We start from the raw sequence: 23078 nt of genomic DNA on the forward strand, positions 1-23078 counted from the left end.
CCTGCCTTGCTTCCCGGCCGGTGCCCCGGAAGCGCGGGCGCCGGTCTTGCCTCAGCCGCCGACCCGTCGGCCCGGCTCCAGCGCCGACTGCTGTTCGAACAGGCGGCGGTAGAGGCCGGACGGGCGGTGAAGCAGGGCGGCGTGGGTCCCTTCCTCCACCACCCGGCCCTGCTTGAAGACCAGGATGCGGTCCAGGGTGCGCACGGTGGACAGGCGGTGGGCGATGATGATGGCCGTGCGCCCCTGCATCAGGCGCTCCATCGCCTCCTGGATCAGCGCCTCCGATTCCGAATCCAGGCTGGAGGTCGCCTCGTCCAGGATCAGGACCGGCGCGTCGGCCAGGAAGGCGCGGGCCAGCGCCACCCGCTGGCGCTCGCCGCCGGACAGCTTGACGCCGCGCTCGCCGACCAGCGTGGCGTAGCCTTTCGGCAGGCGCACGATGAAATCATGGGCGTTGGCCAGCCTTGCGGCGCGCTCGATCTCCGCCAGCGTCGCGCCGGGACGGCCGTAGGCGATGTTCTCGGCCAGGGAGCGGTGGAAGAGGATCGGCTCCTGCGGGACGATGGCGATCTGCGAGCGCAGCGAATGCTGGGTCGCCCCCGCCACGTCCTGCCCGTCGATGCGGACCTGCCCCCCGGTCACGTCGTACAGCCGCTGGATCAGCTTCACGAAGGTGGTCTTGCCCGATCCCGACGGTCCGACCAGCCCGACCCGCTCGCCGGCGCGGATCGTCACCGAGAGGTCGTGGTAGAGCGGCGTCGCATGGCCTCCGTAACGGAAGGTGACGCGGTCGAAGCGCACCTCGCCGGCCGTGATGCGGAGCGGCACGGCGCCCGGCCGGTCCTCCACCCCCAGCGGCTCGGCGTGGATGGCCACCAGTTCCTCCATCTCGTTGATCGAGCGCTGGAGGTGGTTGATGTGCATGCCGATGTCGCGCAGATAGCCGTGCACGACGAAATAGGTCGTCAGCACATAGGCGACGTCGCCCGGCGTCGCCTGCCCGCGCCACCACAGCCACAGGGCGGTGGCCACCACGGCGGTGCGGATCAGCAGCAGGATGGCGAGCTGGGCGGTGCTGTGGCGGGTGTGGCGCGTCCAGGTGCGGTTGGTCCGGCGGCTCCATTTGCCGACGATCCGGGCCAGCCGGTCGTCCTCGCGCGGCTCGGCGCCGAACGCCTTGACCACCGCGTTGCAGCCGATGGCGTCGGCCAGCGTGCCGCCCAGCCGGGTATCCCAGGCGTTGGACAGCCGCGCCGCCGGGGCGATGTAGAGGGTGGCGAAGACGACGGTCAGCCCGATGTAGACCGCCGTCCCCAGCGCGATGACGAGCCCCATCACCGGCCATTGCAGGCCGAGCAGCACCATCGTCCCGGCCAGCACGACCAGCGACGGCCACAGCGCCAGCAGCAGCGTGTCGTTCAGCGTGTCGAGCGCCCACATGCCGCGCGTGATCTTGCGGACGATGGAACCGGCGAAGCTGTTGGCGTGCCAGTCGGTCGAGAAGCGCTGGACCCGGTGGAAGCTGTCCTGGCCGACGTCGGCCATGATGCGCAGGGTCAGCGGGATGACGCCGCTCCAGGCGACGTGACGCAGCACGACCATGCCGGCACCGAGCGCCACCATGGCGGCGAAGGCGCTCAGGGCGGCGTCGCGCGCCGTCTCCCGATCGGCGGACAGCAGCGCCAGGGCGTCGACCAGACGTCCGGCGAACAGCGGCATGAAGACGTCGGCCAGCGTCGCCAGGGCGATGGTGCCGGCGATCCAGGTCACCAGCGGCACCTGACGGCGCCAGTGTTGAAAGGTGAAGGCGAGAACGGCACGGATCGCATCCGTCCGGCCGGATTTTTTCAAGACAGCCATGATCACGTCCGGCGCGACGACGCGCCGTCTCCACGGCGGACCGGCCGGGACGCGGCCATGGCCATGGCGCGTTCAGGGCCGGTCGGCACCGTCCAATGAATGGGAATATCGATGACCGTTGCCGGGCTCAAGCAGCCCGCGGTCGGACCTTGCGGTCGGACGACCTAACGGTTGGCCGGTGTGGGAGATTTCAGCAGGCATTTCGAACGCATGCAGCCCCCCAACTTCCAAAAGAAAACCGGATTGTTTGCTTAGCAGGGTTGGCCGCTCGCGCCAATACGCCTTTTGTAATAGGCGAGCGCCCCACCGATGGGTTCCGGATTACTGGAAATCCGTTTTCACGCGCTTGATGGGAGAGGCCCCGGCGGCGCCGCACAGACCGTCTCGCCCGACAGGGCCTCAACCGGGAATTGCCTTGAAGTCCGGCCCTTGGGGCGTGGGTGTGAATCGACCCGTTTGCGCGGGCATCCCGGCAGGCAGTGGACACCCGCTCCGTCATGTTTTTGATTCGGTGGTGAAAAAGGTTCGGCCGCCTTGCCCTCGCCTTCCACGGCTCCGATGCGACCGAGCAGCCTCCAGGCTGCCCGCCAGCCGTCCATTCGAACGACCATCATGGCAATGGCGACGAAACCCAAGCCGTTGTTTCAGCTTTAAATTTTCTAGGGATCTGGAAATTGGCTGGGGCGCCAGGATTCGAACCTGGGAATGGCGGTACCAAAAACCGCTGCCTTACCGCTTGGCGACGCCCCAACCGTCACGGCGATCGGTCATCGCCGGAAGGAGCGGCACCATAGACGGAGAGGCCGCCGAGCGCAACAGGCTGCGAACGAAAAATTTCACGCTCAGCGTCCCTCCCGCCGCCACGCCATCAGCATCGCCCCCAGGACCAGGGCCAGCACCGCGCCGACCGGCAGCAGAGGCATGTCGGTCACCCCCGTCACCGTGAAGTCGCCGTTGGCGCGCAGACCGATCCAGCCCGATCCGGTCTGGTCGCGGTCGGGACGGGTGCGGCGGATCTCCACGCCCGGACGCGGGCCGGTCACGGTATCGGTGATCCAATGGACACCGCCGCCGGTCGCCTCGGTCACCGGGGCCATGCGGTCGCCGGTGGTGCGGACGTCGGCCAGTTCGGGCGGGTTCACCGCCCCCACCACCGCCAGCGCCGTCCGCTCGCCGTCGGAGATGCGGTAGATGCCGGGAGCGCTCGCCGTCACCGTGGCGACGGCGCGGCCGGTCCGGTCGTCGGTCAGGGTCAGGGGGCTGGTCTCGTCCGATGGCGTGGTCAGCGTCACGGGGCGTGGGTCGGGCTCCAGCGAGCGGCGCTCGACCGTGATGCGGTTGCCGTCGACCCGCGCGCGCAGGTCGTTCTCCTCAAGCTCCGGCTCCTTCATCAGCCAGTGGGCGAGGCGGCGCAGCAGCTCGGCCTGCGGGCCGCCACCCTCGAAGCCGCGGCTCCACAGCCAGATCTGGTCGGAGGCGAGCTGCGCCACCCGGCCCTTGCCGACACGGTCGAGCACCAGCAGCGGCCGTTCGTCGGCGCCCTGCATCACCACCGCGCCGCCGTTCGGCGTCACCTCCACCTGATGGAACCAGCGGCCCCATTGCGGCGCGGAGTCGGCGCCGCGATCGCCGGGCAGGCCGGCGGTCACCGGGTGGCGACGGCCGGTCTCGGTCACGCTCGGCAGAAAGGGGCGGTCGATGGTCTGGCCGGTCGGGGCCGCCGGCAGGATCGAGCCGAGCGGCGTGCGGTAGAGCGACAGCGGCGTCGCGTAGCCCTGGCCGGAAGCCTCCAGCAGGGCGCCGCCCTTGCGGACATATTCGGCGATGTTCTCCAGATACATCTGCGGCAGCACGCCGCGCCGGCGGTAACGGTCGAAGATGATCAGGTCGAACTCGTCGAGCTTGACCTCGAACAGCTCGCGGATCGGGAAGGCGATCAGCGACAGCTCGCGGATCGGCGTGCCGTCCTGCTTCTCGGGCGGGCGCAGGATGGTGAAATGCACCAGATCGACCGAGGGGTCGGCCTTCAGCAGGTTGCGCCACGTCCGCTCGCCGGCGTGCGGCTCGCCGGAGACCAGCAGCACCCGCAACCGGTCGCGCACCCCGTTGACCACCACGGCGGCGCGGTTGTTCGCCAGCGTCAGTTCCTGCCGCGCGGCCTCGACTTCCAGCTCCAGCACATTCTGGCCGCCGTGGGTGACCGGCAGATCGATGCGGATGTCGCGGCCGACCGGCACGCGGATGCTGCGCGGGGCGCCACCATCCTGGCGCAGCGTCACCGCCGCGTCGGCGGACTGGCGGCCCGGCATGTCGTCGACGCGGATCGTCAAATCGACCGGCTTGCCGACGAGGCCATAGCTCGGCGCCTGGACGATGGCGATGCGGCGGTCGCCCTCGTCGCGGTCGCCGGTCAGCAGCGTGTGGATCGGACCGATCTCAGCCAGCTTGGCGACGTTTTCCGGAACGTCGTGGATCTGGCCGTCGGTGATCAGCACGGCGCCAGCCATGCGGCGGCGCGGCACGTCGGCCATCGCGCGGTTCAGCGCGTCGAACAGATGCGTCTCGTTGATGGCGGTGGCGTCGCCCGCCCCGTCGCCGGCGCGCACGACGCGCACCTCCAGGTCATTGAACGCCTTCAGCCGCTCGGTCAGCCCGGCCAGCGCCTGTTCGGCGCGCGCCCGGCGGTCGCCGATGGCCTGGCTCGGTGAATCGTCGACGACGATGACCGCGACGTCCTTGATCGGCTCGCGCTTCTCCTGGACCAGCGAGGGGTTGATCAGCGCCAGAGCCAGCACCAGCACGGCCAGCAGCCGCAGCGCCACGCCGCGCGCCCGGCGGACGGCCGCGACCAGCACCACCAGCAGCGCCACGCCGAGCAGCGGGCCGAGCAGGGCCCAGGGCAGCAGCGGCGCCAGCGCGACGGAGGTGCCGGAGAACAGATCGACGGGCATCTACTGTCCAAGCCTTTCCAGGATGGCGGGGACATGGACCTGATCGGCCTTGTAATTGCCGGTCAGCGCGTACATCACCAGATTGATCCCGAAACGATAGGCCATCTCCCGCTGCCGCTCGCCGCCCGGAACGACGGCGAACAGCGGCTGGCCGGTGCGGCCGACCGCCCAGGCGGCGGCCCAGTCGTTGCCGCCGATCACCACCGGCGAGACGCCGTCGTTGGCCGGCCCCTCGCGCGCCTCGATCCACAGCTCGCCACCGGCCGAGCGGCCGGGGAAATCCGCCATCAGGTAAAAGGACTTGCGCAGCACATGGTCGGGCGGCACCGGGGCCAGCGGCGGGATGTCGAGCCCCTCGACCAGCCGTTGCAGCACCGCCGGGCCGCCGCCGGGCGACTGGTCGCGGGTGTCGAACAGGATGGTGCCGCCGCCGCGCAGATAGGCGTTGACGCGGGTGCGCGCCTGATCGGTGAGCGGCCGTTGCTGGTCCGAAACGGGCCAGTAGAGCAGCGGGAAGAAGGCCAGCTCGTCGCGTTCGGGATCGACGCCGACGGCGCCCATCGTCTCGACCGCCGTGCGCAGGTTCAGCACGCCGACCAGCCCCTCCAGCCCGGCGCGGGCGGTGTCGTCGACCGTTCCGTCCCCGGTCTGAACGTAGGCAAGGTAGGTTTCCGCCGTGACCTTGACGGACTGCTCGTCGTCGGCGGCACGGGCGGTGCCGACGGGAGCCGACGCGAGCACCACGGCCAGCAGCAGGCCGGCGGCGGTCGCCCCGCCCGCCCCTCGCGCGGTCGGGCGCAGGGTCGGGCGGCCGAGCAGGCCGCGCAGGGCCAGCGCGATCAGCAGGTCGACGGTCAGCAGCGCCAGCGCGACGCCCAGCAGAGTCGGTTTCAACGGCACCTCCCCCCGGCCGCCATAGCCGGACCGGGCGACTCCACCGGGCAAGGCGCCCAGCGGCTCGATCCTCGTGACGGCGGACGACAGGTTCAACGCGCGTCGGGCATCGTCGGTCCCGTAGAAGCCCGGCGGGTGGCGCGGGCCGATCACCGAGGCGGTCGCGTTGCCGGGGATCGGGAAGGCGGTCGGCGGCGGCGGCACGAGGCGGCCGGTGCCGTCGAGCAGTTCCACCGGGTCGAGCGACGCCGTCGGCGCCGCACCGGTGACGCCGCCGCTGAGCGCCACCAGCCGGCGCAGCATGTCGACGAACAGGCCGGACAGCGGCAGGTTCGACCAGTCCGGGCTGGCGGTGGTGTGGACCAGCACGATCCAGCCGTCGCCGCGCTTCTCCGACGTCACCAGCGGCGTGCCATCGGCCAGCCGCGCCCAGGTGCGCTCGGCCAGATCGAGCGCCGGCTCGGCCAGCACCTGCCGGTTGACCTGGACGTCGGGGGGGATCGCCAGCCCCTCGAACGGGGTCTTGGGCGGGAAGGGCTGGAGCTTGGCCGGCTCCGACCAGGACAGCGCCCCGCCCAGCGCGCGGTCGCCGATGCGCAGCCGCACCGGCACCAGCTGGTCGGCGTGCTGGGCCAGACGCGGGCCGGCGAAGCGCAGCAGGACGTTGCCCTTGCGCACCCACTCCTCGACGCCCTGCGCCTCGCCGGCGGTCAGGGCGCCGATGTCCGACAGGATCAGCACGGCGAGGTCGCGCTTGAGCAGGTCGAGCGTGCTGCCGCGCCGCACCTCGTTGAAGGGCGACAGGGCGCGGTCGAGGTAATAGAGGTCGGAGAGGAGCGGCTGGCTCTCCCCTTCCGGCCGGCCGGAGACGAGACCGACCGGGCGTCGGCGCCAGCGCTCGTCGAGCAGCACGGTGGCCCCGGCGGTGGTGTCGCCCTCGACGCGCAGGCTGGCGGCGTCGTTGCGCAGCTCGGTCGGCACGTCGAGCCGGACCTCGCGGGTCGTCTGGCCGGGCTCGAAGGCCACGGTCTGGCGGGTCAGCAGCCGGCCGTCTGCGGCGCTCAGCCGCACCGTGACGGGTTCGGGGCGGGACGGATCGGCGCGGGTGACGCGGGCGGTCAGCGCGGTGCCCTCGGTCGACGGCGGCAGCAGCAGATGCGGCGGCTTCTCGGCGGAATCGTCGAGGATCTCGGCGGAGCCAAGCCGTTGCAGCGCCTCGGCCAACGCGCGGGCGGAGGGGTCGCCCAGCCCGTCGCTCAGCCAGACCGCGTGGACCGAGCCCTGGAGGGCGCGCTGGCTGGCGAGGGCGCGCACGGACTCCAGCGCGGCGGCGCGGTCGGTCGGCCAGGGCCGCGGTTCCAGCGCCTGGGCAAGACGCCGCGCCTCGGGCGCCGGCAGGACCGGCGACGGCTGCGGCTTCTCGCCGCCGGCCGGCGGGGCGGTGGTCAGCAGGACGACCGGGCGGGTCTGGCGGTCGGCCTGGGCGATCAGCTCGTCCATCGCGCGCTTGCGGGCCGGCCAGTCGCGGCCGGAGGCCCAGCCGTTGTCGACGACCAGCAGCAGCGGCCCACCGCCGGGCAGCGCCGCGCGCGGGTTCAACAGCGGGCCGGACAGGGCGAGGATGACCAGGGCGGCGACGATCAGGCGCAGCAGCAGCAGCCACCAGGGGGTGCGGGCCGGCGTCTCCTCCGGTGCCGTCAGGTCACGCAGCAGGCGGATGGCGGGGAAGCGCACCGTGCGCGGAGCCGGCGGCGTGACGCGCAGCAGCCACCACAGCACCGGCAGGGCGGCCAGCGCGGTCAGGACCCAGGGGGCGGCGAAAGCGATCGGTGCGAAGCCCAGCATTGGCGGCGGTTCTTACCTGGGGTGGGGACCAGTTCTTCCCTCCCCCACCCGGCGGGGGAGGGTCGGGGTGGGGGCAAGGGCCGCCGCGCCGCTCACACCGGCTCCTGCGCCAGCGCGCCCCACAGGGCGAGCAGGGCGGTCTGCGGCGGACGGTCGGTGCGGTGGGTGGCGAAGCTCCAGCCGGTGGTGCGGGCCAGCGCCGACAGCCCGTCGCGCTGCGCCTGCAAGCGCTCGCGGTAGGCCTCGCGCACCGCCTCGACGCGGGGAACCAGCAGACCCGCCTCGTTCTCCAGCCCCTCGAAGGCGACTCGGCCGTCGTAGGGCAGGGTTTCCTCGGCGGGATCGAGCACCTGGACCAGATGGCCGCGCAGCCCCCGCCCGGCCAGACCGGCGACGGCGGCGTGAATCTCGGGAAGCGGCGACAGCAGGTCGCCGATCAGCACGACCTGGGCGTGGCGCGGCAGCGGCTCGACCCGCGGCAGCGGCTCCGGCGCCACGGCGGCCTGCGGATCGGTCATCAGGCGGGCCAGCCGGTCGACCGCCGATCTGCCGTGGTCGGGCCGCGTCCCGCTGTTGAGCAGCGCCACCCGCTCGCCGCCGCGCGCCAGCAGCACGGCGGTGGCGAGCGTCAGCAGGTCGGCGCGCTCGCGCTTGGTCGGCAGGCCGGCGGCCGAACGGAAATCCATCGAGGCCGAGCGGTCGCGCCACAGCCAGACGCTCTGCGCCGCCTCCCACTCGTTCTCGCGGACATAGACCGGCTGGGTCTTGGCCGACTGGCGCCAGTCGATCATCGACGGGGCGTCGCCCGGCTGGTAGCGGCGGAACTGCCAGAAGGTCTCGCCCAAGCCCACCCGGCGCCGGCCGTGGACGCCCTGGGCCACCGTCGCCGCCACCCGCTCCGCCGCGACCAGCAACGGCGGCAGGGCGGAGGCCAGCTCCTCCGCCCGGTGGCGGGCCAGCAGCGTCGTGGTTTGCGGGGCGGGGCTTCGCGGCATCGGCTGTCCAGTGGAAGGTTAAGCGAGCGGCGCGCAGAGGCGGTCGATGACGTCGTCCAGCGTCACCCCGTCGGCCCGCGCGGCGAAGTTCAGCGCCATGCGGTGCTTGAGGATCGGCTTGGCCAGCGCCACCACGTCGTCGAGCGAGGGCGCCAGCCGGCCGTCGAGCACGGCGCGGGCGCGGGCGGCGAGCATCAGCGCCTGGCTGGCGCGCGGCCCCGGCCCCCAGGCGACGTGGCGCCGCACCTCGACCAGATCGGAGCTGTCGGGACGGCCGCGCCGCACGAGGTCGAGGATGCCGTCGACCACGCTCTCGCCCACCGGCACGCGGCGGACCAGCCGCTGGGCCACCTGGAGGTCGGCGGCGGACAGCACCGTCACCGCGCGTTCGTCGGCGGCGCCGGTGGTGGCGATCATCATCCGGCGCTCGGCCTCGCGGTCGGGGTAGTCGACGTCGATCTGCATCAGGAAGCGGTCGAGCTGCGCCTCGGGCAGCGGGTAGGTGCCCTCCTGCTCCAGCGGATTCTGGGTGGCCAGCACGTGGAAGGGCTGCGGCAGCGGGTGGTACTGGCCGGCGACCGAGACGCGGTGCTCCTGCATCGCCTGCAACAGCGCCGACTGGGTGCGCGGGCTGGCGCGGTTGATCTCGTCGGCCATCAGCAGCTGGCTGAACACCGGGCCGGGCAGGAAGCGGAAGGAACGGCGGCCGTTCTCGCCCTCCTCCAGCACCTCCGACCCCAGGATGTCGGCGGGCATCAGGTCGGGCGTGCACTGGATGCGCTTTTCGGCCAGCCCGAGCACGGTGCCGAGCGTCTCGACCAGCCGCGTCTTGGCAAGGCCGGGAACGCCGATCAGCAGAACGTGGCCGCCGGCCAGCAGCGTGACCAGCGTGCGGTCCACCACCTCCCGCTGGCCGAAGATGATGCGGCCGATGCGCTCGCGGACCAACCCCAGCCGGTCGCCGAGCGCCTCGATCTCCGCCATCAGGCGCTGGGGGTCCTCCGTGACGGCCGTGACGGCGGAGGTGGGGGAATGGCCCCGCAGGCTGTCCTGTGCGCTCACGATCCGCAGCTCCCTGTCTGTTGGGCCTTTTGGCGGTTGGGCCTGTTGTCACTGAAGACTGTTCGAGGCGGGGTCCGATAACCAAATCCAGAAAAGCCAACTCTAGTGGACCTAACGGCCGAGTGTGGCGAAAATACGTAACGGTGAAGCGGCAAAACGGGTCAGTTCCATGAAGGTCGGTGGCGAAGGCACGAATGGCAAGCGCGCAGATGGCGCAGAGGGAACGATCCCCCTACCCCCGCGCATACCGACGGAGGAATCGTACGACATACGCATTGCGCGTGACGGCACCTGGTTCCACAATGGCGACCCGATCCGCAGGATCGAACTGGCGAAGCTGTTTTCCACCGTCCTGAAACGGGACGACGCGGGGGATTACTGGCTGATCACCCCGGCCGAGCGCGGCCGGATCGTGGTCGAGGATTCACCCTTCGTCGCCGTGGAGATGACGGTGTCGGGCAGCGGCGCCGACCAGATCCTGGCCTTCCGCACCAACCTCGACCACTGGGTCGAGGCCGGTCCCGACCACCCGATCCGCGTCGCCGACCATCCTGAAACCGGAGAGCCGTCCCCCTACATAGAAATCAAGAGCCGGCTGGACGCGCGCATCCTGCGGCCCGTGTTCTACGACATGGTCGAACGCGGGGAGACGCGGCGAACCGAGACCGGCGAGACCGAGGTGGGTGTATGGAGCAACAAGGTCTTCTTCGCGCTGGGCAGGCTGCCTGGCGACTGACGCTGGAGGATGTCCGGCGGCGCTTCCCGGCCAATCAGGCCAAGGGACATCCGGGCGGGGCGCCGCACCCGATCAAGATCCGGGGCGACCACGACCTCAACCCGGGCTTCGGCCCGCCGCCCGGCGGCCTGCGCGAGGCCGCCGTGCTGGTGCCGCTGGTCGACCGGACCGACGGGCCGACGGTGATCTTCACCCAGCGCACCGCGACGCTGACCGCGCACGCCGGGCAGATCAGCTTCCCCGGCGGCCGCATGGAACCGGAGGACGAGAGCCCGGAGGACACCGCCCTGCGCGAGACCGCCGAGGAGATCGGGCTGGAGCGCGGGCGGATCGAGATCGTCGGCCGGCTGGACACCTACGTGACACGGACCGGCTTCCGGGTGACGCCGGTGGTCGGGGTGGTGACGCCGCCCTTCATCCTCACCCCCGACCCGACCGAGGTGGCGGAGGTCTTCGAGGTGCCGCTGTCCTTCATCCTCGACCCGGCCAACCCGCAGCGCCACAGCCGGGAGCTCCTCGGCAAGCCACGCTTCTTCTACGCCTTCCCCTATGAGCAGCGCTACATCTGGGGAGCGACCGCCGGCATGCTGGTCAACCTGCGCGACGTGCTGGGGGCGGCGCTGGAGCGGGCGTCTTCGGAATTGGGGGCGGAATTGGGGGCGGAACTGGGAGCGGATCAGGTGGCGGACCGGGCGGCCGGGCAGGAAGGCTAGTTTCCCGTGCCGATGTTTCCCGTGCCGTGCCGCCGCCGATCGGGTAGCGTCGCGCCATGACCGTCGCCGCCCGCCTCGCGCCGCAACCCTGGATGACCGCCCCCGAAAGCCGCGCCGTGATCGCGGCGCTCGCCGCCGGGGGCGCCGACGCGCGCTTCGTCGGCGGCTGCGTGCGCGACGCGTGGCTCGGCCGCCCGGTCAAGGACATCGACATCGCCACCCACGCCGAACCGGAACGGGTGATGGAGCTGCTGGCCGCCGCCGGCATCCGCGCCATCCCGACCGGCATCGCCCACGGCACCGTCACCGCCCTGTCCGGCGGCAAGCCCTACGAGATCACCACGCTGCGCCGCGACGTCGAGAATTTCGGGCGCCACGCGCGGGTCGAGTTCACCGACGACTGGATCGAGGACGCGGCGCGGCGCGACCTGACGATGAACGCGCTGAGCTGCACCCCCGACGGGCTGGTCCACGACCCGTTCGGCGGTCTCGCCGACATGGCGGCCGGACGGGTGCGCTTCGTCGGCGACGCCCGGCGGCGCATCGAGGAGGACGTGCTGCGGCTGCTGCGTTTCTTCCGCTTCCACGCCCATTACGGGCGCGGCGAGCCGGACGCCGAGGCGCTGGCCGCCTGCGTCGCGCTGGCGCCGCGCCTGCCGACCCTGTCGGGCGAACGGGTGCGCGGCGAGCTGTTCCGCCTGCTGACCGCCCCCGGCGCCGCCTCGATCTGGCGGCTGATGATCGCCCATGGGGTGATGGCGCATCTGCTGCCGTCGGCGTCGGCGACCGACCGGCTGGAGCGTCTGGCCCGGCTGGAGCACGATCTGGAGATCGCGCCCGACCCGACCCGCCGCCTCGCCGCCGTGCTGGAGGCGGACCGCGCCGGCGCCCTGGCGGTGGCGGAGACGCTGCGCCTGTCCAACGGCGAGCGCGACCGCCTGGCCGCCCTGGTCGAGCCGCCGATCTCGCTGGCGGTGTCCGACGACTTGGTGAAGCGGCGGCAGGCGCTTTACCGGATCGGCGACGCGGACCTCTACCGCGACCTGATGCTGATGGCGGCGGTGGCCGGGGTTGGAACCGGAGTCGGGACGGTGGTTGGGCCGCTCGACCTGACGCTGCTGCGCGCCGCCCTCGCCACCGCCGCCGACCTGCCGGCGCTGCGGCTGCCCGTCGCCGGGCGCGACCTTCTGGCCCTGGGGCTCGGGCGCGGCCCCGAGGTCGGCCGGCTGCTGAAGGCGGTCGAGGCGTGGTGGATCGCCGAGGATTTCCGGCCAAGCCGGGAGGATTGCCTCGCCCACGCCCGGCGGGAAATGGCCGCCCCGCCTTCCGTTCCGGCAAGGCCGTGACGAGGCCGGCCGGACGCGGACGGGACGGCCCGGTCTCCCGCCGCCCGCCGCGCAACCTTACGCCGCGCCGCCTTACGCCGGATCAGCCATGCAGTCCGGGCGCCTCCTGCCCGGTGCTCGCCACGTATTCCGTGTAGCCGCCGCCATACTGGTGGATGCCGTCCGGCGTCAGTTCCAGCACCCGGTTGGACAGCTTCGCCAGGAAGTGACGGTCGTGCGACACGAACAGCATGGTGCCCTCGTAGGCGGCCAGCGCCGAGATCAGCATCTGCTTGGTGTCGAGATCCAGGTGGTTGGTCGGCTCGTCGAGCACCAGGAAGTTCGGCGGGTTGAACAGCATGATCGCCATCACCAGCCGGGCCTTCTCGCCGCCGGACAGGACCCGGCACTTCTTCTCCACATCGTCGCCCGAGAAGCCGAAGCAGCCGGCCAGCGCCCGCAGCGCCCCCTGGTTCGCCTGCGGAAAGGACGCCTCCAGCGACTCGAATACCGTCTGGTCGCCGTCGAGCAGCTCCATGGCGTGCTGGGAGAAATAGCCCATCTTCACGCTGCCGCCGACGGTGACGGTCCCGGAATCCGGCTGGGTCGAGCCGGCGATCAGCTTCAGCAGCGTCGACTTGCCGGCGCCGTTGACGCCCATGACGCACCAGCGCTCCTTGCGGCGGATCGTCAGGTCGAGACCCTGGTAGATGATCCGGCCGCCGTAGCCCTTGTGCACGTTCTTGAGCACCGCGACGTCCTCGCCCGAGCGCGGCGCCGGGGGGAAGTCGAAGGCCACGACCTGCCGGCGCTTGGGCGGCTCGACGCGCTCGATCTTGTCGATCTTCTTCACCCGGCTCTGCACCTGGCTGGCGTGCGAGGCCCGCGCCTTGAAGCGCTCGATGAACTTCAGCTCCTTGGCCAGCATGGCCTGCTGCCGTTCGAACTGGGCCTCCTGCTGCTTCTCCTTCAGCGCCCGCTGCCGTTCGTAGAACTCGTAGTCGCCGGAGTAGCTGCTCAGCGAACCGTCGTCGATCTCGATGATCTTGGTGACGATCCGGTTCATGAACTCGCGGTCGTGCGAGGTCATCAGCAGGGCGCCCTCGTAGCCCTTCAGGAATCCCTCCAGCCAGATCAGGCTTTCGATGTCCAGATGGTTGCTCGGCTCGTCGAGCAGCATGGCGTCGGGCCGCATCAGCAGGATGCGGCCGAGCGCCACGCGCATCTTCCAGCCGCCCGACAGGCCGCCGACATCCCCGTCCATCATCTCCTGGCTGAAGCTGAGCCCGGCCAGCACCTCGCGCGCCCGGCCCTCCAGCTCGTAGCCGCCCAGCTCCTCGAAGCGGGCCTGCACCTCGCCGTAGCGCTCGATGATGGCGTCCATCTCGTCGGCGCGGCCGGGGTCGGCCATGGCCGCCTCCAGCTCCGCCAGCTCCGACGCCACGAGGCTGACCGGCCCGGCCCCGTCCATGACCTCCGCGACCGCGCTGCGGCCGGACATCTCGCCGACGTCCTGGTTGAAGTAGCCGATCGTGACCTGCTTCTCGATCGCCACCTGGCCCGCGTCCGGCAGTTCCTCGCCCGTGATCATCCGGAACAGAGTCGTCTTGCCGGCGCCGTTGGGGCCGACGAGTCCCACCTTCTCGCCCCGGTTCAGCGCGGCGGAGGCGTCCAGGAAGAGGATCCGGTGGCTGTTGTGCTTGCTGATGTTGTCGAAACGAATCATGTCCGGCTGGCTTCCCGTGGCGTGTCGGGGCCCCTTATGCCACAGGATGCGCGCCGCGATGGAGTCCTGATCGGCCCGGCCCGCGGTCATGCCGGCGCGCTGGTTGTCGGAACGCTCCAAGCATCTCCGCTGGCGTCCCCGCCGCCCCGTCGGCATAATGCGGCGCGTTCCAAAAGGGGTAGATGACAACCACATGGCGCAGGCAAGCGTGAAGCGTGACATCCCTCAACCGGAGGAGGACGCCACCGAGAGCTGGCTGCGCCGGAAGGGCCCCACCCTCCTGGTCCTCGTGCTGTCGCTGGTCATCGTCGCCGCCATTCTGTGGCCGCGCATGGTGGTCAACATCGGCTCCGGGCAGGCCGGCGTCCTGTTCCGCTGGTTCAGCGGCACCGAGCGCGGCCGGGTCTTCGACGAGGGCGTCCATGTCACCCTCCCCTGGGACAGCATGGTCGTCTACGACATCCGCCTCCAGACGCAGGAGCGCGAGTACACCCTGCTGACCCGCACCGGGCTGCCGCTGACGCTGCGGGTCGCCATCCGCTACCAGCCCGACCTGCGCATGCTGCCGCAGCTCCACGTCGCCGTCGGCCCCAACTACCTCGACAAGGTCGTCTTCCCGGAGACCGAGGCGGTGCTGCGCCGCTACGTCGGCCAGTACGACCCGGAGGAGGTCTACACCAGCAAGCGCGGCTTCCTGGAATCGGTGCTGATGGGCAGCCTGACCCAGGCGGAGAGCCGCTTCGTCATCATCGACGACGTGCTGGTCAAGTCGATCGAGCTGCCCCAGGCCCTGCGCGAGGAGGTCGAGCGCAAGCTGGTCCTCCAGGAGCAGGAGAAGGCCTACGTCCACCGCCTGGGCATCGAGCGCAAGGAGGCCGAGCGCAAGGAGATCGAGGCCGCCGGCATCGCCGCCTACCAGAGCACGCTGGCACGGACGCTGACGCCGGACCTGTTGCGCTGGCAGGGGGTCGAGGCGACGCGCGACCTCGCCCAGTCGCCCAACACCAAGACCATCATCGTCGGGGCCGGAAAGGACGGGCTGCCGCTCATCCTCGGCAACGACCGCTGACCGGCGCGCGGTTCCCGATGCGCCTCCCCTCCTTGCGCTTCCGCCCCTCCCGGCGCCGGCTCCTGGCCCTGTGCGCCGCGTTGGCCGGCACGGCGGCGGCCGGCGCCACCATCCTGACGCGACGGCGGCCCGACGGCCCGCCGGTCATCGTCGCCGTCGGCCGGCAGAAGCGGCCGGGCATCCCCAGCGACCTGTTCTTCGAGGGCGTCACCCTGGCGGTCGAGCGGGTGAACGCGGACGGCGGCCTGCTCGGCCGGCCGGTCACCCTGCGCTTCGTCGAGGAGCCGCCTTTCAACAGCCGCGCCACGCTGACCCGCGTGGTCGCCGGCACGCTGGACACCGCGTCGCGCATCGCCGACGACGGCCGGGTCGTCGCGGTGATCGGCCACCCCTCCTCGACCACCGCGATCACCGCCGCGCCGATCTACGAGCAGGCCAACACGCTGTTCCTGGCGACCTACGCCAGCAGCCTGCTGCTGACCGCCACCCGATTCTCCCGCGTCTTCGCCATGCTGCCGAACGACCGCGAGGCGACGCTGCTGCTCGCCCGCTACGCCGCCGAACGGGGCATGCGCCGCTTCGTGATCTTCAACGACGAGACCTCCTACGGCCAGGAGAGCGCCGGCTTCTTCGCCCAGGCCGTCACCCAGGGCGGCGGCGCCATCCTGCACCATGGGATGCTGAACAGCGGCAAGCGCAGCATCGACGCGCTGCTGCTGTTCCTGCTCGACAACACGCTCTTCCCGATCGGCGACCTGGACGGCATCTTCCTGTCCTCGGTCAACCCGGCCGACAACGCCGCCTTCATCCTCCAGGCCCGCCAGCTCGGCGTCCGCATCCCGATCCTCGGCACCGACACCCTCACCTCGGTCGCGGTCAGCGCCCAGGCGGGGTCGGCGATGCTGGACGTGATCGCCGTCTCCGCCTTCGACGTCCGGGGCGACGCGCCGGAGGTCCGGGCGTTCGACCAGGGCTTCCGCGCCCGCTTCAGCACGGCGCCGTCGCCGACCGCCGCGCTCGGCCACGACGCGGTGATGCTGGTCGCCCACGCGGCGGCGGCGACCCACGACCTCGACGCCGGCGTGATGGCCGACGCCATCCGGATCATGCGCTACGGCAACCCGTTGCAGGGCGCCACCGGCAGGGTCGTCTTCAACGCCGCGGGGCAGGCGACCGACACCGACATCTTCATCCTGCGCCACGACGGCACCGTCTTCCGCACCGTCGCCGGCTACAACCACACCACCACGACTCCCAGCGCCTCGACGCCGGAGCCGGAGACCGGTGCGGTCATTCCCACGTTCCGCCAGCCGATGGAGGCGAACTGATGTTCCTCGTGCACCCGCTCCTGCTGCTGCTCTGGCTTCTGCTCAGCGTCCTCATCGGGCTGCTCGGCCGCAACAAGCGCTTCGGCTTCATCGGGAATTTCCTGGTGTCCTTCCTGTTCAGCCCGCTGGTCGGGATCATCGTGCTTCTCGCCTCCGACGACCGGCCGCGACCGGCCGGCCGGTTCTGACGGGGGCCGGTTCCGACGCATGGATCTCTACCGCTTCCTGATCGAACGCAGCCGCAGCTCGCAGCGCGCGGTCATCGCGCTGGTCCTCCTGTCGGGGCTCAGCAGCGGCCTGATGCTGAGCGTCGTGAACACCGCCGCCGAAATGGCGTCGAACGGCAAGGTCGAGCTGCGCATCGTCGTGCTGTTCGCGGCGGCGCTCGCCCTGTTCGTCGTCTCCAAGCGCAAGTCGATGACCGACGCCTCGGTCGCCGCCGAGCGGGCGATCTGCGACATCCGCATCGAGATGGCCGAGAAGCTGCGCCGCTCGGAGCTGCTGTTCGTCGAGCACACCGGGCACGGCGACATCTACGCCCGGCTGACCCAGGACACGAGCACCATCTCGCAGAGCATGCCGGTCATCTTCAACGGCCTGCAATCGCTGGTCATCGTGCTGGCCGGGCTCGGCTACGTGCTGACGATCTCGCTCGACGCCTTCCTGATGACGCTGGCCTTCCTGATGGCGGCGGCCTGGAGCTTCCTGCAACGCCAGCGCACCACCATGCGCGACCTGGAGGTCGCGGTGGCGAAGGAGACGGAGTTCTTCGACGCGCTCGGCCATCTGGTCGACGGCTTCAAGGAAGTGAAGATCAACCACCGCAAGAACGACGACGTGTTCGACCGGATCAGCCACGTCGCCCGCGAGACCGAGGCGATCATGGTCCGGGTGGTCAGGCGCTACACCAACCACCTGGTGGTGTCGCAGACGCTGATCTACCTGATCCTCGCCGTGCTGGTCTTCGTGCTGCCCAGCCTGGAATGGTCGAAGCCGGAAACCATCATGAAGCTGACGGCCGCCGTCCTCTTCCTGGTGGCGCCGCTGGAGAACGTGCAGTTCGCCTCGCACTTCCACATGAAGGCGCAGGTTTCGCTGCGCAGCATCCAGGCGCTGGAGCGGTCGCTCGACCGCGCGCTCGACCGCGAGGATCTCGCCGCCGATCCCGACCCGGCGCGCTTCGCCGATTTCCGGACGCTGGAGCTGCGCAACGTCGTCTTCCGCTATCCGGGCAACGAGCACACCTTCCAGATCGGCCCGCTGAACCTGACGATCGAACGCGGCCAGACCACCTTCATCGTCGGCGGCAACGGCTGCGGCAAATCCACCCTGCTGAAGGTGCTGACCGGCCTCTACCAGCCGCAGTCGGGCCGAATCGTCATCGACGGGCAGGACGTGGCGCCGGCGGCGCTGCCGTCCTACCGCGAACTGTTCGGCTGCATCTTCGCCGACTTCCACCTGTTCGACCGGCTGTACGGGCTGGAGGGCACGGACCCGGCGCGGATCAACGCGCTGATCGCCGACATGGGCTTGGGGGGCAAGACCGAATACCGCGACGGCCGCTTCACCAACCTCGACCTGTCGACCGGCCAGCGCAAGCGGCTGGCGCTGATCGCCGCCCTGCTGGAGGACAAGCCGATCCATGTCTTCGACGAATGGGCGGCCGACCAGGATCCGGAATTCCGCGCCCGCTTCTACGACGTCATCCTGCCGGGCCTGCGCGCGGAAGGGAAAACCATCATCGCCGTCACCCACGACGACCGCTATTTCGGCCAGTGCCAGCAGTTGGTGAAGCTGGACTACGGCGAGTTCGTCGCCATGGAGCACCCGCAGGCGGGGTGATCCGACAAGCGGGCGCAACGACAGAAGCCCTTCTCCCACAAGAGGAGAAGGGCTTGCGAGCGCGCCCGGTTCAGGGGGTCGCGGTGGAGGAGGCGCCGGCCGGCGTGGCTCCGGAGGCCGCGTCCTTGACGGCGGCGGCGCGGAGCTTGGCCTCGTCCTTGGCGCGCCTGGCCAGTTCCTTGCCCTTCTCGAACTGCTCGCGGTAGAAGGCCTTGAACTTCGCGGCGTCCAGATCGGCGAGCGAACCGCCGGCCTGGTAATGCTTCACGAAGACCCGGCCGATCGCGTAGGTCGAGGAGCCGGCCACCAGCGGCAGGGTGGCGACCGACAGCGCCCAGCCCACGCCCGGGATCACCTTCACGAGGCTGCTCGCCAGCGCACCGGCGGTCAGGCCGCCGACGCTGCCGGCCAGCGAGGCGATCACCGAGCGGCCGAGCGAGTCGCTGAAGGGCTTGCCGTAGAGCTGCGACAGCTTCTGGATCATGCGGAGCTGGATGGCCGCGATGCCGGCGACGTCCACCAGGGGAAGCGGAACCGTGGCGACGGCCACCGACGCGATCACGTGATCCTTGATCACGTTGTCGGCGGTCAGCCCGACGGCGATGCTCTCCTCCACCAGGGTGGTGGAGGCCGCCGGCTCCTCGGCCGTCGTGGACGCGCCCGTGGACGCGCTCTCGAAACTCTCCTTGACCATCGGTCCTCTCCGTATCGGCGGGGTGAATCTGCGCCGGAGCGTGCCGCGATTCGAACGGTGCGAGCGGAACGCCGACATCTTCGCCCGACAATAGCAGCAACCGTCCGCTTCGACAGCCTTCTCCGACGCCACTATCCGCTTTTCGCGACGTTCCCGCGTCAGCGCAGCAGGCGCAGCCGGGCCAGCGGCAGGGCCTCGTCGTCGTAATCCCCGTCGCGGTACCGCACGACGCACGCCTTGCCGCCCGCCTTGCGGATGGTCGCGGGGTACCAGACCTCGTCCTCCTCGGCGACCACCGCCGCGCCCGGACGGCAGCCGTCGAGCTCGGCGCCGGGACCGTCGGCCGTCCAGGGGATCAGCCGGTCCCGCCCGGCGATTTCGTCCATGTCGGACGCATAACCGTCGAATCGGACCCGGCAACCATCGGCCCCACCCTTCGACCGGCCATCGGGGCCGAGCACCCGCGCCGGGTACCAGGCGCCGTCCGAGAAGGCGAAGACCCGCGCGCGCGGCTCGCACGCGGCGACGGCCGGCTCGGGCTCCCGGCTCCGCGGCGCCGATTCGGGCTCGGCGGCGAAGCGGGCGCCGGGAAAGACGGACGACACCCAGGAGCGGAGCCCCGACACCCGGACGAACCACGAGCTGTCGCCGTACTGCGCCTTTCCGTCGCCGGACGTGTTGATGCCGACGACGGCCCAGCCGTCGTCCGGTGCATCGCCCAGCGGCATCCAGGCCGACCCCCCGCTGTCGCCGGCGCCGAGCAGTCCGGCCAGCCGCGACGCCGGCCGCCGGGCGCCGCCAAACGGGTTCTCGATGCGGCCGTCCTCGCGGGGCAGGAAGACCGTCAGATAGTTGCCGACATCCTCCGCGGCGCTGGAGCGCCGCAACGCCACCGCCTCCTCGACCACGCCCTGGGCGGCGGCCTTGCCGCTGCCCCGGTTGTAGCGCTCGTCCTCGCCGACGGAGCCGATTCCGCGCGTCCCGAATCCGACGAAGGTGATGGTCCTCCCCTGCTCCGCCCGTCCGGCGTAGAGCAGGGGCACCGGACCGGAGTCGCGGACCGGGCGGACCAGACGGACGATGGCCGCGTCGACGCCCGTGCGGTCCCCGTCGGGATCCGGGTCGTAGCGGGGATGGAGCCAGACGCGGTCGGCCCGGATCACGGCGCCGCCGTCGGTGCGGAACAGCACATCGCGGGCGGTGGCCTCGTCGAAATTGTGCGCCGAGGTCAGCGCGTAGCCATGCGACTCGTCGTTGCCGATCCAGGTGGCGGAACCGTCGCCCCAGGTTTCGCCCCCGTCGTAGGACAGGGTCATCAGCGAGCGGAACTGCGGCTCGCCGGCCAGCCGGACGTGGGCGCCGAAGCCGTCGGCCTCGCGGCCCCGCGTGCCGCCCTCCTCGCGCCATGTGCTGTCCAGGATGACGACGGCCGGCAGGCTGGCCGGCGTGAACAGCACGGTCGCGGCCAGCGCCAACCCCGCCCAGCGCCGCCCCCGGCGGCCGGCGGCCCGCCTCCCCCCACCGAATCCGCTCATGTCGCGCCGTCCCCCGATTGCCGTTCACGCCACTCGCCCCAGCCGGAGAAACGATACGACAGGATACGCCGCGCTTCTCAAGCGTCTTCTTCGCGGCCCCGCCCGCGTCAGCCCAGCCCGCGTCAGCCCGGCCAGCCGCCCGCCGCCGCGTCGGGCTGGACGAGCAGATCGACCAGCGCGCGGACGATGCCGGGGCGGAAGCGCGCCGCCGGGAAGACCGCGTGGATGCCGCCTTCCGGCAGGCGCCAGTCGGGCAGCAGGGCGCGCAGCCGCCCGGCCGCGATGTCCGGCCCGACCAGATAATCGGGGATCACCGACACGCCGGCCCCGGCCAGCACGCAGGCGCGCACGGCGGGGGTGGCGTTGGCGGCGATGGCGGCGGCCACCTCCACCGTCGCCGTGCCGCCGTCGGCGTGCGTGAAGGTCCAGCGCAGCGGGGTGCGCAGGGTGCTCTGGGCGACCCACGGCACGGCGGCGAGGTCGTGGGGCGTGCGCAGCGCCAGCCGGCCGGCCAGTTCGGGCTCGGCGACCAGGCATTGCCGGAAGCCGCCGAGCCGCCGGGCCTGATGGCTGCTGTCGGCCAGCCAGCCGATGCGGATCGCCATGTCCAGCTTCTCGGCCACCAGATCCAGGCTGTGGTCGGTCAGCACCAGCTCGGCGCGGCAACCGGGATGGAGCCGGCCCAGCCGCACCGCCGCCGGGGCGAGGATCGCCGTGCCATAGTCGAAGGGCGCCGTCACCCGCACCGTCCCCGTCGGCGCGCCCGACGCCGAGGACAGGCAGGCGACCGCCTCCTCCGCCTGTTGCAGGATCGCGGCGCAGGTGCGGTGGAAGGCGGCGCCGGCCTCGGTCGGGGTCAGCCGGCGGGTGGTGCGGACCAGCAGGGTGGTCCGCAGTTCCTGCTCCAGCCGGGCGACGTGCTGGCTGACCACCGCCTTGGTGACGCCCAGCCGTTCCGCCGCCGCCGTGAAGGAGCCGCAATCCACCACCGCCACGAAATGGGCGATCCGGTTCAGGTTCAGGCCATGGCTCATCAAGGGTGCCCATCGGATGCCGCTCGCCGATTGTATGGATCGAATTGACGGTTTGTCAAAATCGCGGCGGCTTTGCCTGACGATGGCGATGGCGCAGAGTGAAGCCGTCCAGCAAACCAGCCGAGGCGCCGCCCGCCATGACCGCCACCCTCCATTATCTCTACGATCCGCTGTGCGGCTGGTGCTACGGCGCCGCACCCGGTCTGCGCGCGCTGGCCACGGCGGCGGGGCTGCCGCCGCTGACCCTGCACCCGACCGGCCTGTTCGCCGGACGCGGCGCCCGGCCGATGGACCGTGCCTTCGCCGCCTACGCCTGGAGCAACGACCAGCGCATCGCCAAACTGACCGGCCAGATCTTCAGCGACGCCTACCGCGACGGTGCGCTGGCGCGGTTCGACCGGCCCTTCGATTCCACACCGGCGACCCGGGCGCTCACCGCCGTCCACCGTCTCGCCCCGACGCGCGAGGCCGAGGCGCTGGAAGCCATCCAGCACGCGCGCTTCGTCGACGGGCGCGACATCACCGACCCCGCCGTGCTGTCCGAAACCCTGGCCGGCCTTGGGCTCGCCGAGGCGGCGGCGGCCGGCGTGGACGACGAGGCGCTCGACCGGCGGCTGGCCGAAGGGCGTGCGCTGATGGCCGAGACCCGCGCCAACGGCGTCCCCACCCTGGTGCTGCGGACCGCCGACGGCGCCACCGCCCTGCCCAGCGACGGGCTCTACCGGGACACCGACCGGCTGATCGCGGCGCTTCGCCAAGCCGCGTCCGCCTGACCCTCCATCCGAACCAACCCGACTTATCCGGAGCCTCATCATGAACGTCGTCCTGCTCGGCGCCACCGGCAACGCCGGTTCGCGCATCCTCGCCGAACTGCTGGCCCGCGGCCACCGCGTCACCGCCATCGCCCGCAACACCGCCTCGCTCGCCCCGCGCGGCGGCCTGACCGTCAAGAGCGGCGACGTCAACGACGCCGCCGCGCTGGCGCCGCTGCTGGCCGGCCACGACGCCGTCATCAGCAGCACCCGCTTCCAGTCGACCGACCCGCAGGTTCTGTTGGATGCCATCGCCACGGCCGGCGTGCCGCGCCTGCTGATGGTCGGCGGGGCCGGCAGCCTGGAGGTGGCGCCGGGCGTCGCCCTGATCGACACGCCGGAATTCCCGGCCGCCTACAAGGCGGAGGCCTCGGCCGGCCGCGACGCGCTGAACGCGCTGCGCGGGACGGAGAGCCTCGACTGGACCTTCCTGTCGCCGTCGGCCCTGTTCGCCCCCGGCGAGCGCACGGGCCGCTTCCGTCTCGGCACCGACCAGTTGCTCGTCGACGGCGCCGGCAACAGCCACGTCTCGATGGAGGATTACGCCATCGCCCTGGTGGACGAGCTGGAAACCGCGCGCCACAGCCGCCGCCGCTTCACCGTCGGCTATTGATTCGTCCCCCGTCTTCCTTCGCCGCGAACAAGGCCGGACGCCCC

Annotated in this window: 18 protein-coding genes and 1 tRNA gene; 9 read left to right on the forward strand and 10 right to left on the reverse strand. The window is 71.4% G+C overall.

Annotated elements, in window-relative coordinates:
* Positions 1-51: 51 nt before the first annotated feature.
* The 6 genes from J2847_RS11460 to J2847_RS11485 form a co-directional block, all read right to left on the reverse strand.
* A complete protein-coding gene (locus J2847_RS11460) occupies positions 52-1860 on the reverse strand; it encodes an ABC transporter ATP-binding protein (protein WP_209779098.1) in 1809 nt (602 codons plus the stop codon).
* A 675-nt stretch (positions 1861-2535) separates the two neighbouring features.
* A tRNA-Gln gene (locus J2847_RS11465) sits at positions 2536-2610 on the reverse strand.
* Positions 2611-2702: 92 nt separating this feature from the next.
* On the reverse strand, positions 2703-4811 hold the full coding sequence (locus J2847_RS11470) for a hypothetical protein (RefSeq protein ID WP_209779099.1): 2109 nt from the start codon (positions 4809-4811) through the stop codon (positions 2703-2705).
* Positions 4812-7550: a DUF4159 domain-containing protein gene (locus J2847_RS11475; RefSeq protein WP_209779100.1), complete on the reverse strand. Its 2739-nt coding sequence runs from the start codon at positions 7548-7550 to the stop codon at positions 4812-4814.
* A gap of 92 nt (positions 7551-7642) precedes the next feature.
* The gene (locus J2847_RS11480; protein WP_209779101.1) at positions 7643-8545 is read right to left on the reverse strand and encodes a DUF58 domain-containing protein; all 903 of its coding nucleotides are present in this window, start codon (positions 8543-8545) and stop codon (positions 7643-7645) included.
* An 18-nt stretch (positions 8546-8563) separates the two neighbouring features.
* A complete protein-coding gene (locus J2847_RS11485; RefSeq protein ID WP_209779159.1) occupies positions 8564-9529 on the reverse strand; it encodes an AAA family ATPase in 966 nt (321 codons plus the stop codon).
* A 247-nt stretch (positions 9530-9776) separates the two neighbouring features.
* Between J2847_RS11485 and J2847_RS11490 the strand changes: the two genes are divergently transcribed.
* Genes J2847_RS11490 through J2847_RS11500 form a run of 3 tightly spaced genes read left to right on the forward strand, consistent with a single transcriptional unit; the run spans position 9777 to position 12402 of the window.
* Positions 9777-10343: a DUF1285 domain-containing protein gene (locus tag J2847_RS11490; RefSeq protein WP_085557727.1), complete on the forward strand. Its 567-nt coding sequence runs from the start codon at positions 9777-9779 to the stop codon at positions 10341-10343.
* Positions 10295-11056, forward strand: coding sequence for a CoA pyrophosphatase (locus J2847_RS11495; RefSeq protein ID WP_209779102.1), 762 nt, complete (start codon positions 10295-10297; stop codon positions 11054-11056). The genes J2847_RS11490 and J2847_RS11495 overlap by 49 nt, the downstream gene beginning before the upstream one ends.
* A 56-nt stretch (positions 11057-11112) precedes the next feature.
* Complete coding sequence (locus J2847_RS11500; RefSeq protein ID WP_209779103.1) at positions 11113-12402, forward strand: CCA tRNA nucleotidyltransferase; 1290 nt, start codon at positions 11113-11115, stop codon at positions 12400-12402.
* Positions 12403-12484: 82 nt separating this feature from the next.
* On the opposite strand, the gene J2847_RS11505 is transcribed toward J2847_RS11500, so the two are convergent.
* Positions 12485-14107 carry an ABC-F family ATP-binding cassette domain-containing protein gene (locus J2847_RS11505; protein WP_209779104.1) on the reverse strand — a complete coding sequence of 541 codons (1623 nt, stop codon included), beginning with the start codon at positions 14105-14107 and terminating at the stop codon, positions 12485-12487.
* 193 nt (positions 14108-14300) lie between these two features.
* On the opposite strand from J2847_RS11505, the gene J2847_RS34580 reads away from it, so the two are divergent.
* Genes J2847_RS34580 through J2847_RS11525 form a run of 4 tightly spaced genes read left to right on the forward strand, consistent with a single transcriptional unit; the run spans position 14301 to position 18346 of the window.
* Positions 14301-15176, forward strand: a complete 876-nt coding sequence (locus tag J2847_RS34580) for a prohibitin family protein (RefSeq protein WP_209779105.1) — start codon at positions 14301-14303, stop codon at positions 15174-15176.
* A gap of 17 nt (positions 15177-15193) precedes the next feature.
* Positions 15194-16504, forward strand: coding sequence for an ABC transporter substrate-binding protein (locus tag J2847_RS11515; RefSeq protein WP_209779106.1), 1311 nt, complete (start codon positions 15194-15196; stop codon positions 16502-16504).
* Positions 16504-16692 (forward strand): hypothetical protein, encoded by a 189-nt coding sequence (locus tag J2847_RS11520; RefSeq protein ID WP_085557732.1) that lies wholly within the window; start codon positions 16504-16506, stop codon positions 16690-16692. The genes J2847_RS11515 and J2847_RS11520 overlap by 1 nt, the downstream gene beginning before the upstream one ends.
* A gap of 19 nt (positions 16693-16711) precedes the next feature.
* Entirely contained in the window at positions 16712-18346 is a 1635-nt protein-coding gene (locus J2847_RS11525) for a cyclic peptide export ABC transporter (protein WP_209779107.1), read from the forward strand.
* Between the two features lie 70 nt (positions 18347-18416).
* On the opposite strand, the gene J2847_RS11530 is transcribed toward J2847_RS11525, so the two are convergent.
* From J2847_RS11530 to J2847_RS11540, 3 genes are all read right to left on the reverse strand, one after another.
* Positions 18417-19040: a YcjF family protein gene (locus J2847_RS11530; protein WP_179166318.1), complete on the reverse strand. Its 624-nt coding sequence runs from the start codon at positions 19038-19040 to the stop codon at positions 18417-18419.
* Between the two features lie 158 nt (positions 19041-19198).
* On the reverse strand, positions 19199-20575 hold the full coding sequence (locus J2847_RS11535) for an agenet domain-containing protein (protein ID WP_209779108.1): 1377 nt from the start codon (positions 20573-20575) through the stop codon (positions 19199-19201).
* Between the two features lie 122 nt (positions 20576-20697).
* A complete protein-coding gene (locus J2847_RS11540; RefSeq protein WP_209779109.1) occupies positions 20698-21609 on the reverse strand; it encodes a LysR family transcriptional regulator in 912 nt (303 codons plus the stop codon).
* Between the two features lie 137 nt (positions 21610-21746).
* Here J2847_RS11540 and J2847_RS11545 point away from each other — a divergent pair, with 137 nt between their 5' ends.
* Positions 21747-22382, forward strand: a complete 636-nt coding sequence (locus tag J2847_RS11545; RefSeq protein WP_209779110.1) for a DsbA family protein — start codon at positions 21747-21749, stop codon at positions 22380-22382.
* Between the two features lie 40 nt (positions 22383-22422).
* Positions 22423-23034: an NAD(P)-dependent oxidoreductase gene (locus J2847_RS11550; RefSeq protein ID WP_209779111.1), complete on the forward strand. Its 612-nt coding sequence runs from the start codon at positions 22423-22425 to the stop codon at positions 23032-23034.
* Positions 23035-23078: the final 44 nt, after the last annotated feature.

The organism is Azospirillum agricola, from assembly GCF_017876095.1.
Taxonomy (GTDB): Bacteria; Pseudomonadota; Alphaproteobacteria; order Azospirillales; family Azospirillaceae; genus Azospirillum; species Azospirillum agricola.

What these genes read in the sequence shown, in the direction of transcription:
- J2847_RS11460 (WP_209779098.1), bottom strand. Translation starts at nt 1,860, where the DNA reads ATGGCTGTCTTGAAAAAATCCGGCCGGACGGATGCGATCCGTGCCGTT.
- J2847_RS11470 (WP_209779099.1), bottom strand. Translation starts at nt 4,811, where the DNA reads ATGCCCGTCGATCTGTTCTCCGGCACCTCCGTCGCGCTGGCGCCGCTG.
- J2847_RS11475 (WP_209779100.1), bottom strand. Translation starts at nt 7,550, where the DNA reads ATGCTGGGCTTCGCACCGATCGCTTTCGCCGCCCCCTGGGTCCTGACC.
- J2847_RS11480 (WP_209779101.1), bottom strand. Translation starts at nt 8,545, where the DNA reads ATGCCGCGAAGCCCCGCCCCGCAAACCACGACGCTGCTGGCCCGCCAC.
- J2847_RS11485 (WP_209779159.1), bottom strand. Translation starts at nt 9,529, where the DNA reads ATGGCGGAGATCGAGGCGCTCGGCGACCGGCTGGGGTTGGTCCGCGAG.
- J2847_RS11490 (WP_085557727.1), top strand. Translation starts at nt 9,777, where the DNA reads ATGAAGGTCGGTGGCGAAGGCACGAATGGCAAGCGCGCAGATGGCGCA.
- J2847_RS11495 (WP_209779102.1), top strand. Translation starts at nt 10,295, where the DNA reads ATGGAGCAACAAGGTCTTCTTCGCGCTGGGCAGGCTGCCTGGCGACTG.
- J2847_RS11500 (WP_209779103.1), top strand. Translation starts at nt 11,113, where the DNA reads ATGACCGTCGCCGCCCGCCTCGCGCCGCAACCCTGGATGACCGCCCCC.
- J2847_RS11505 (WP_209779104.1), bottom strand. Translation starts at nt 14,107, where the DNA reads ATGATTCGTTTCGACAACATCAGCAAGCACAACAGCCACCGGATCCTC.
- J2847_RS34580 (WP_209779105.1), top strand. Translation starts at nt 14,301, where the DNA reads ATGGCGCAGGCAAGCGTGAAGCGTGACATCCCTCAACCGGAGGAGGAC.
- J2847_RS11515 (WP_209779106.1), top strand. Translation starts at nt 15,194, where the DNA reads ATGCGCCTCCCCTCCTTGCGCTTCCGCCCCTCCCGGCGCCGGCTCCTG.
- J2847_RS11520 (WP_085557732.1), top strand. Translation starts at nt 16,504, where the DNA reads ATGTTCCTCGTGCACCCGCTCCTGCTGCTGCTCTGGCTTCTGCTCAGC.
- J2847_RS11525 (WP_209779107.1), top strand. Translation starts at nt 16,712, where the DNA reads ATGGATCTCTACCGCTTCCTGATCGAACGCAGCCGCAGCTCGCAGCGC.
- J2847_RS11530 (WP_179166318.1), bottom strand. Translation starts at nt 19,040, where the DNA reads ATGGTCAAGGAGAGTTTCGAGAGCGCGTCCACGGGCGCGTCCACGACG.
- J2847_RS11535 (WP_209779108.1), bottom strand. Translation starts at nt 20,575, where the DNA reads ATGAGCGGATTCGGTGGGGGGAGGCGGGCCGCCGGCCGCCGGGGGCGG.
- J2847_RS11540 (WP_209779109.1), bottom strand. Translation starts at nt 21,609, where the DNA reads ATGAGCCATGGCCTGAACCTGAACCGGATCGCCCATTTCGTGGCGGTG.
- J2847_RS11545 (WP_209779110.1), top strand. Translation starts at nt 21,747, where the DNA reads ATGACCGCCACCCTCCATTATCTCTACGATCCGCTGTGCGGCTGGTGC.
- J2847_RS11550 (WP_209779111.1), top strand. Translation starts at nt 22,423, where the DNA reads ATGAACGTCGTCCTGCTCGGCGCCACCGGCAACGCCGGTTCGCGCATC.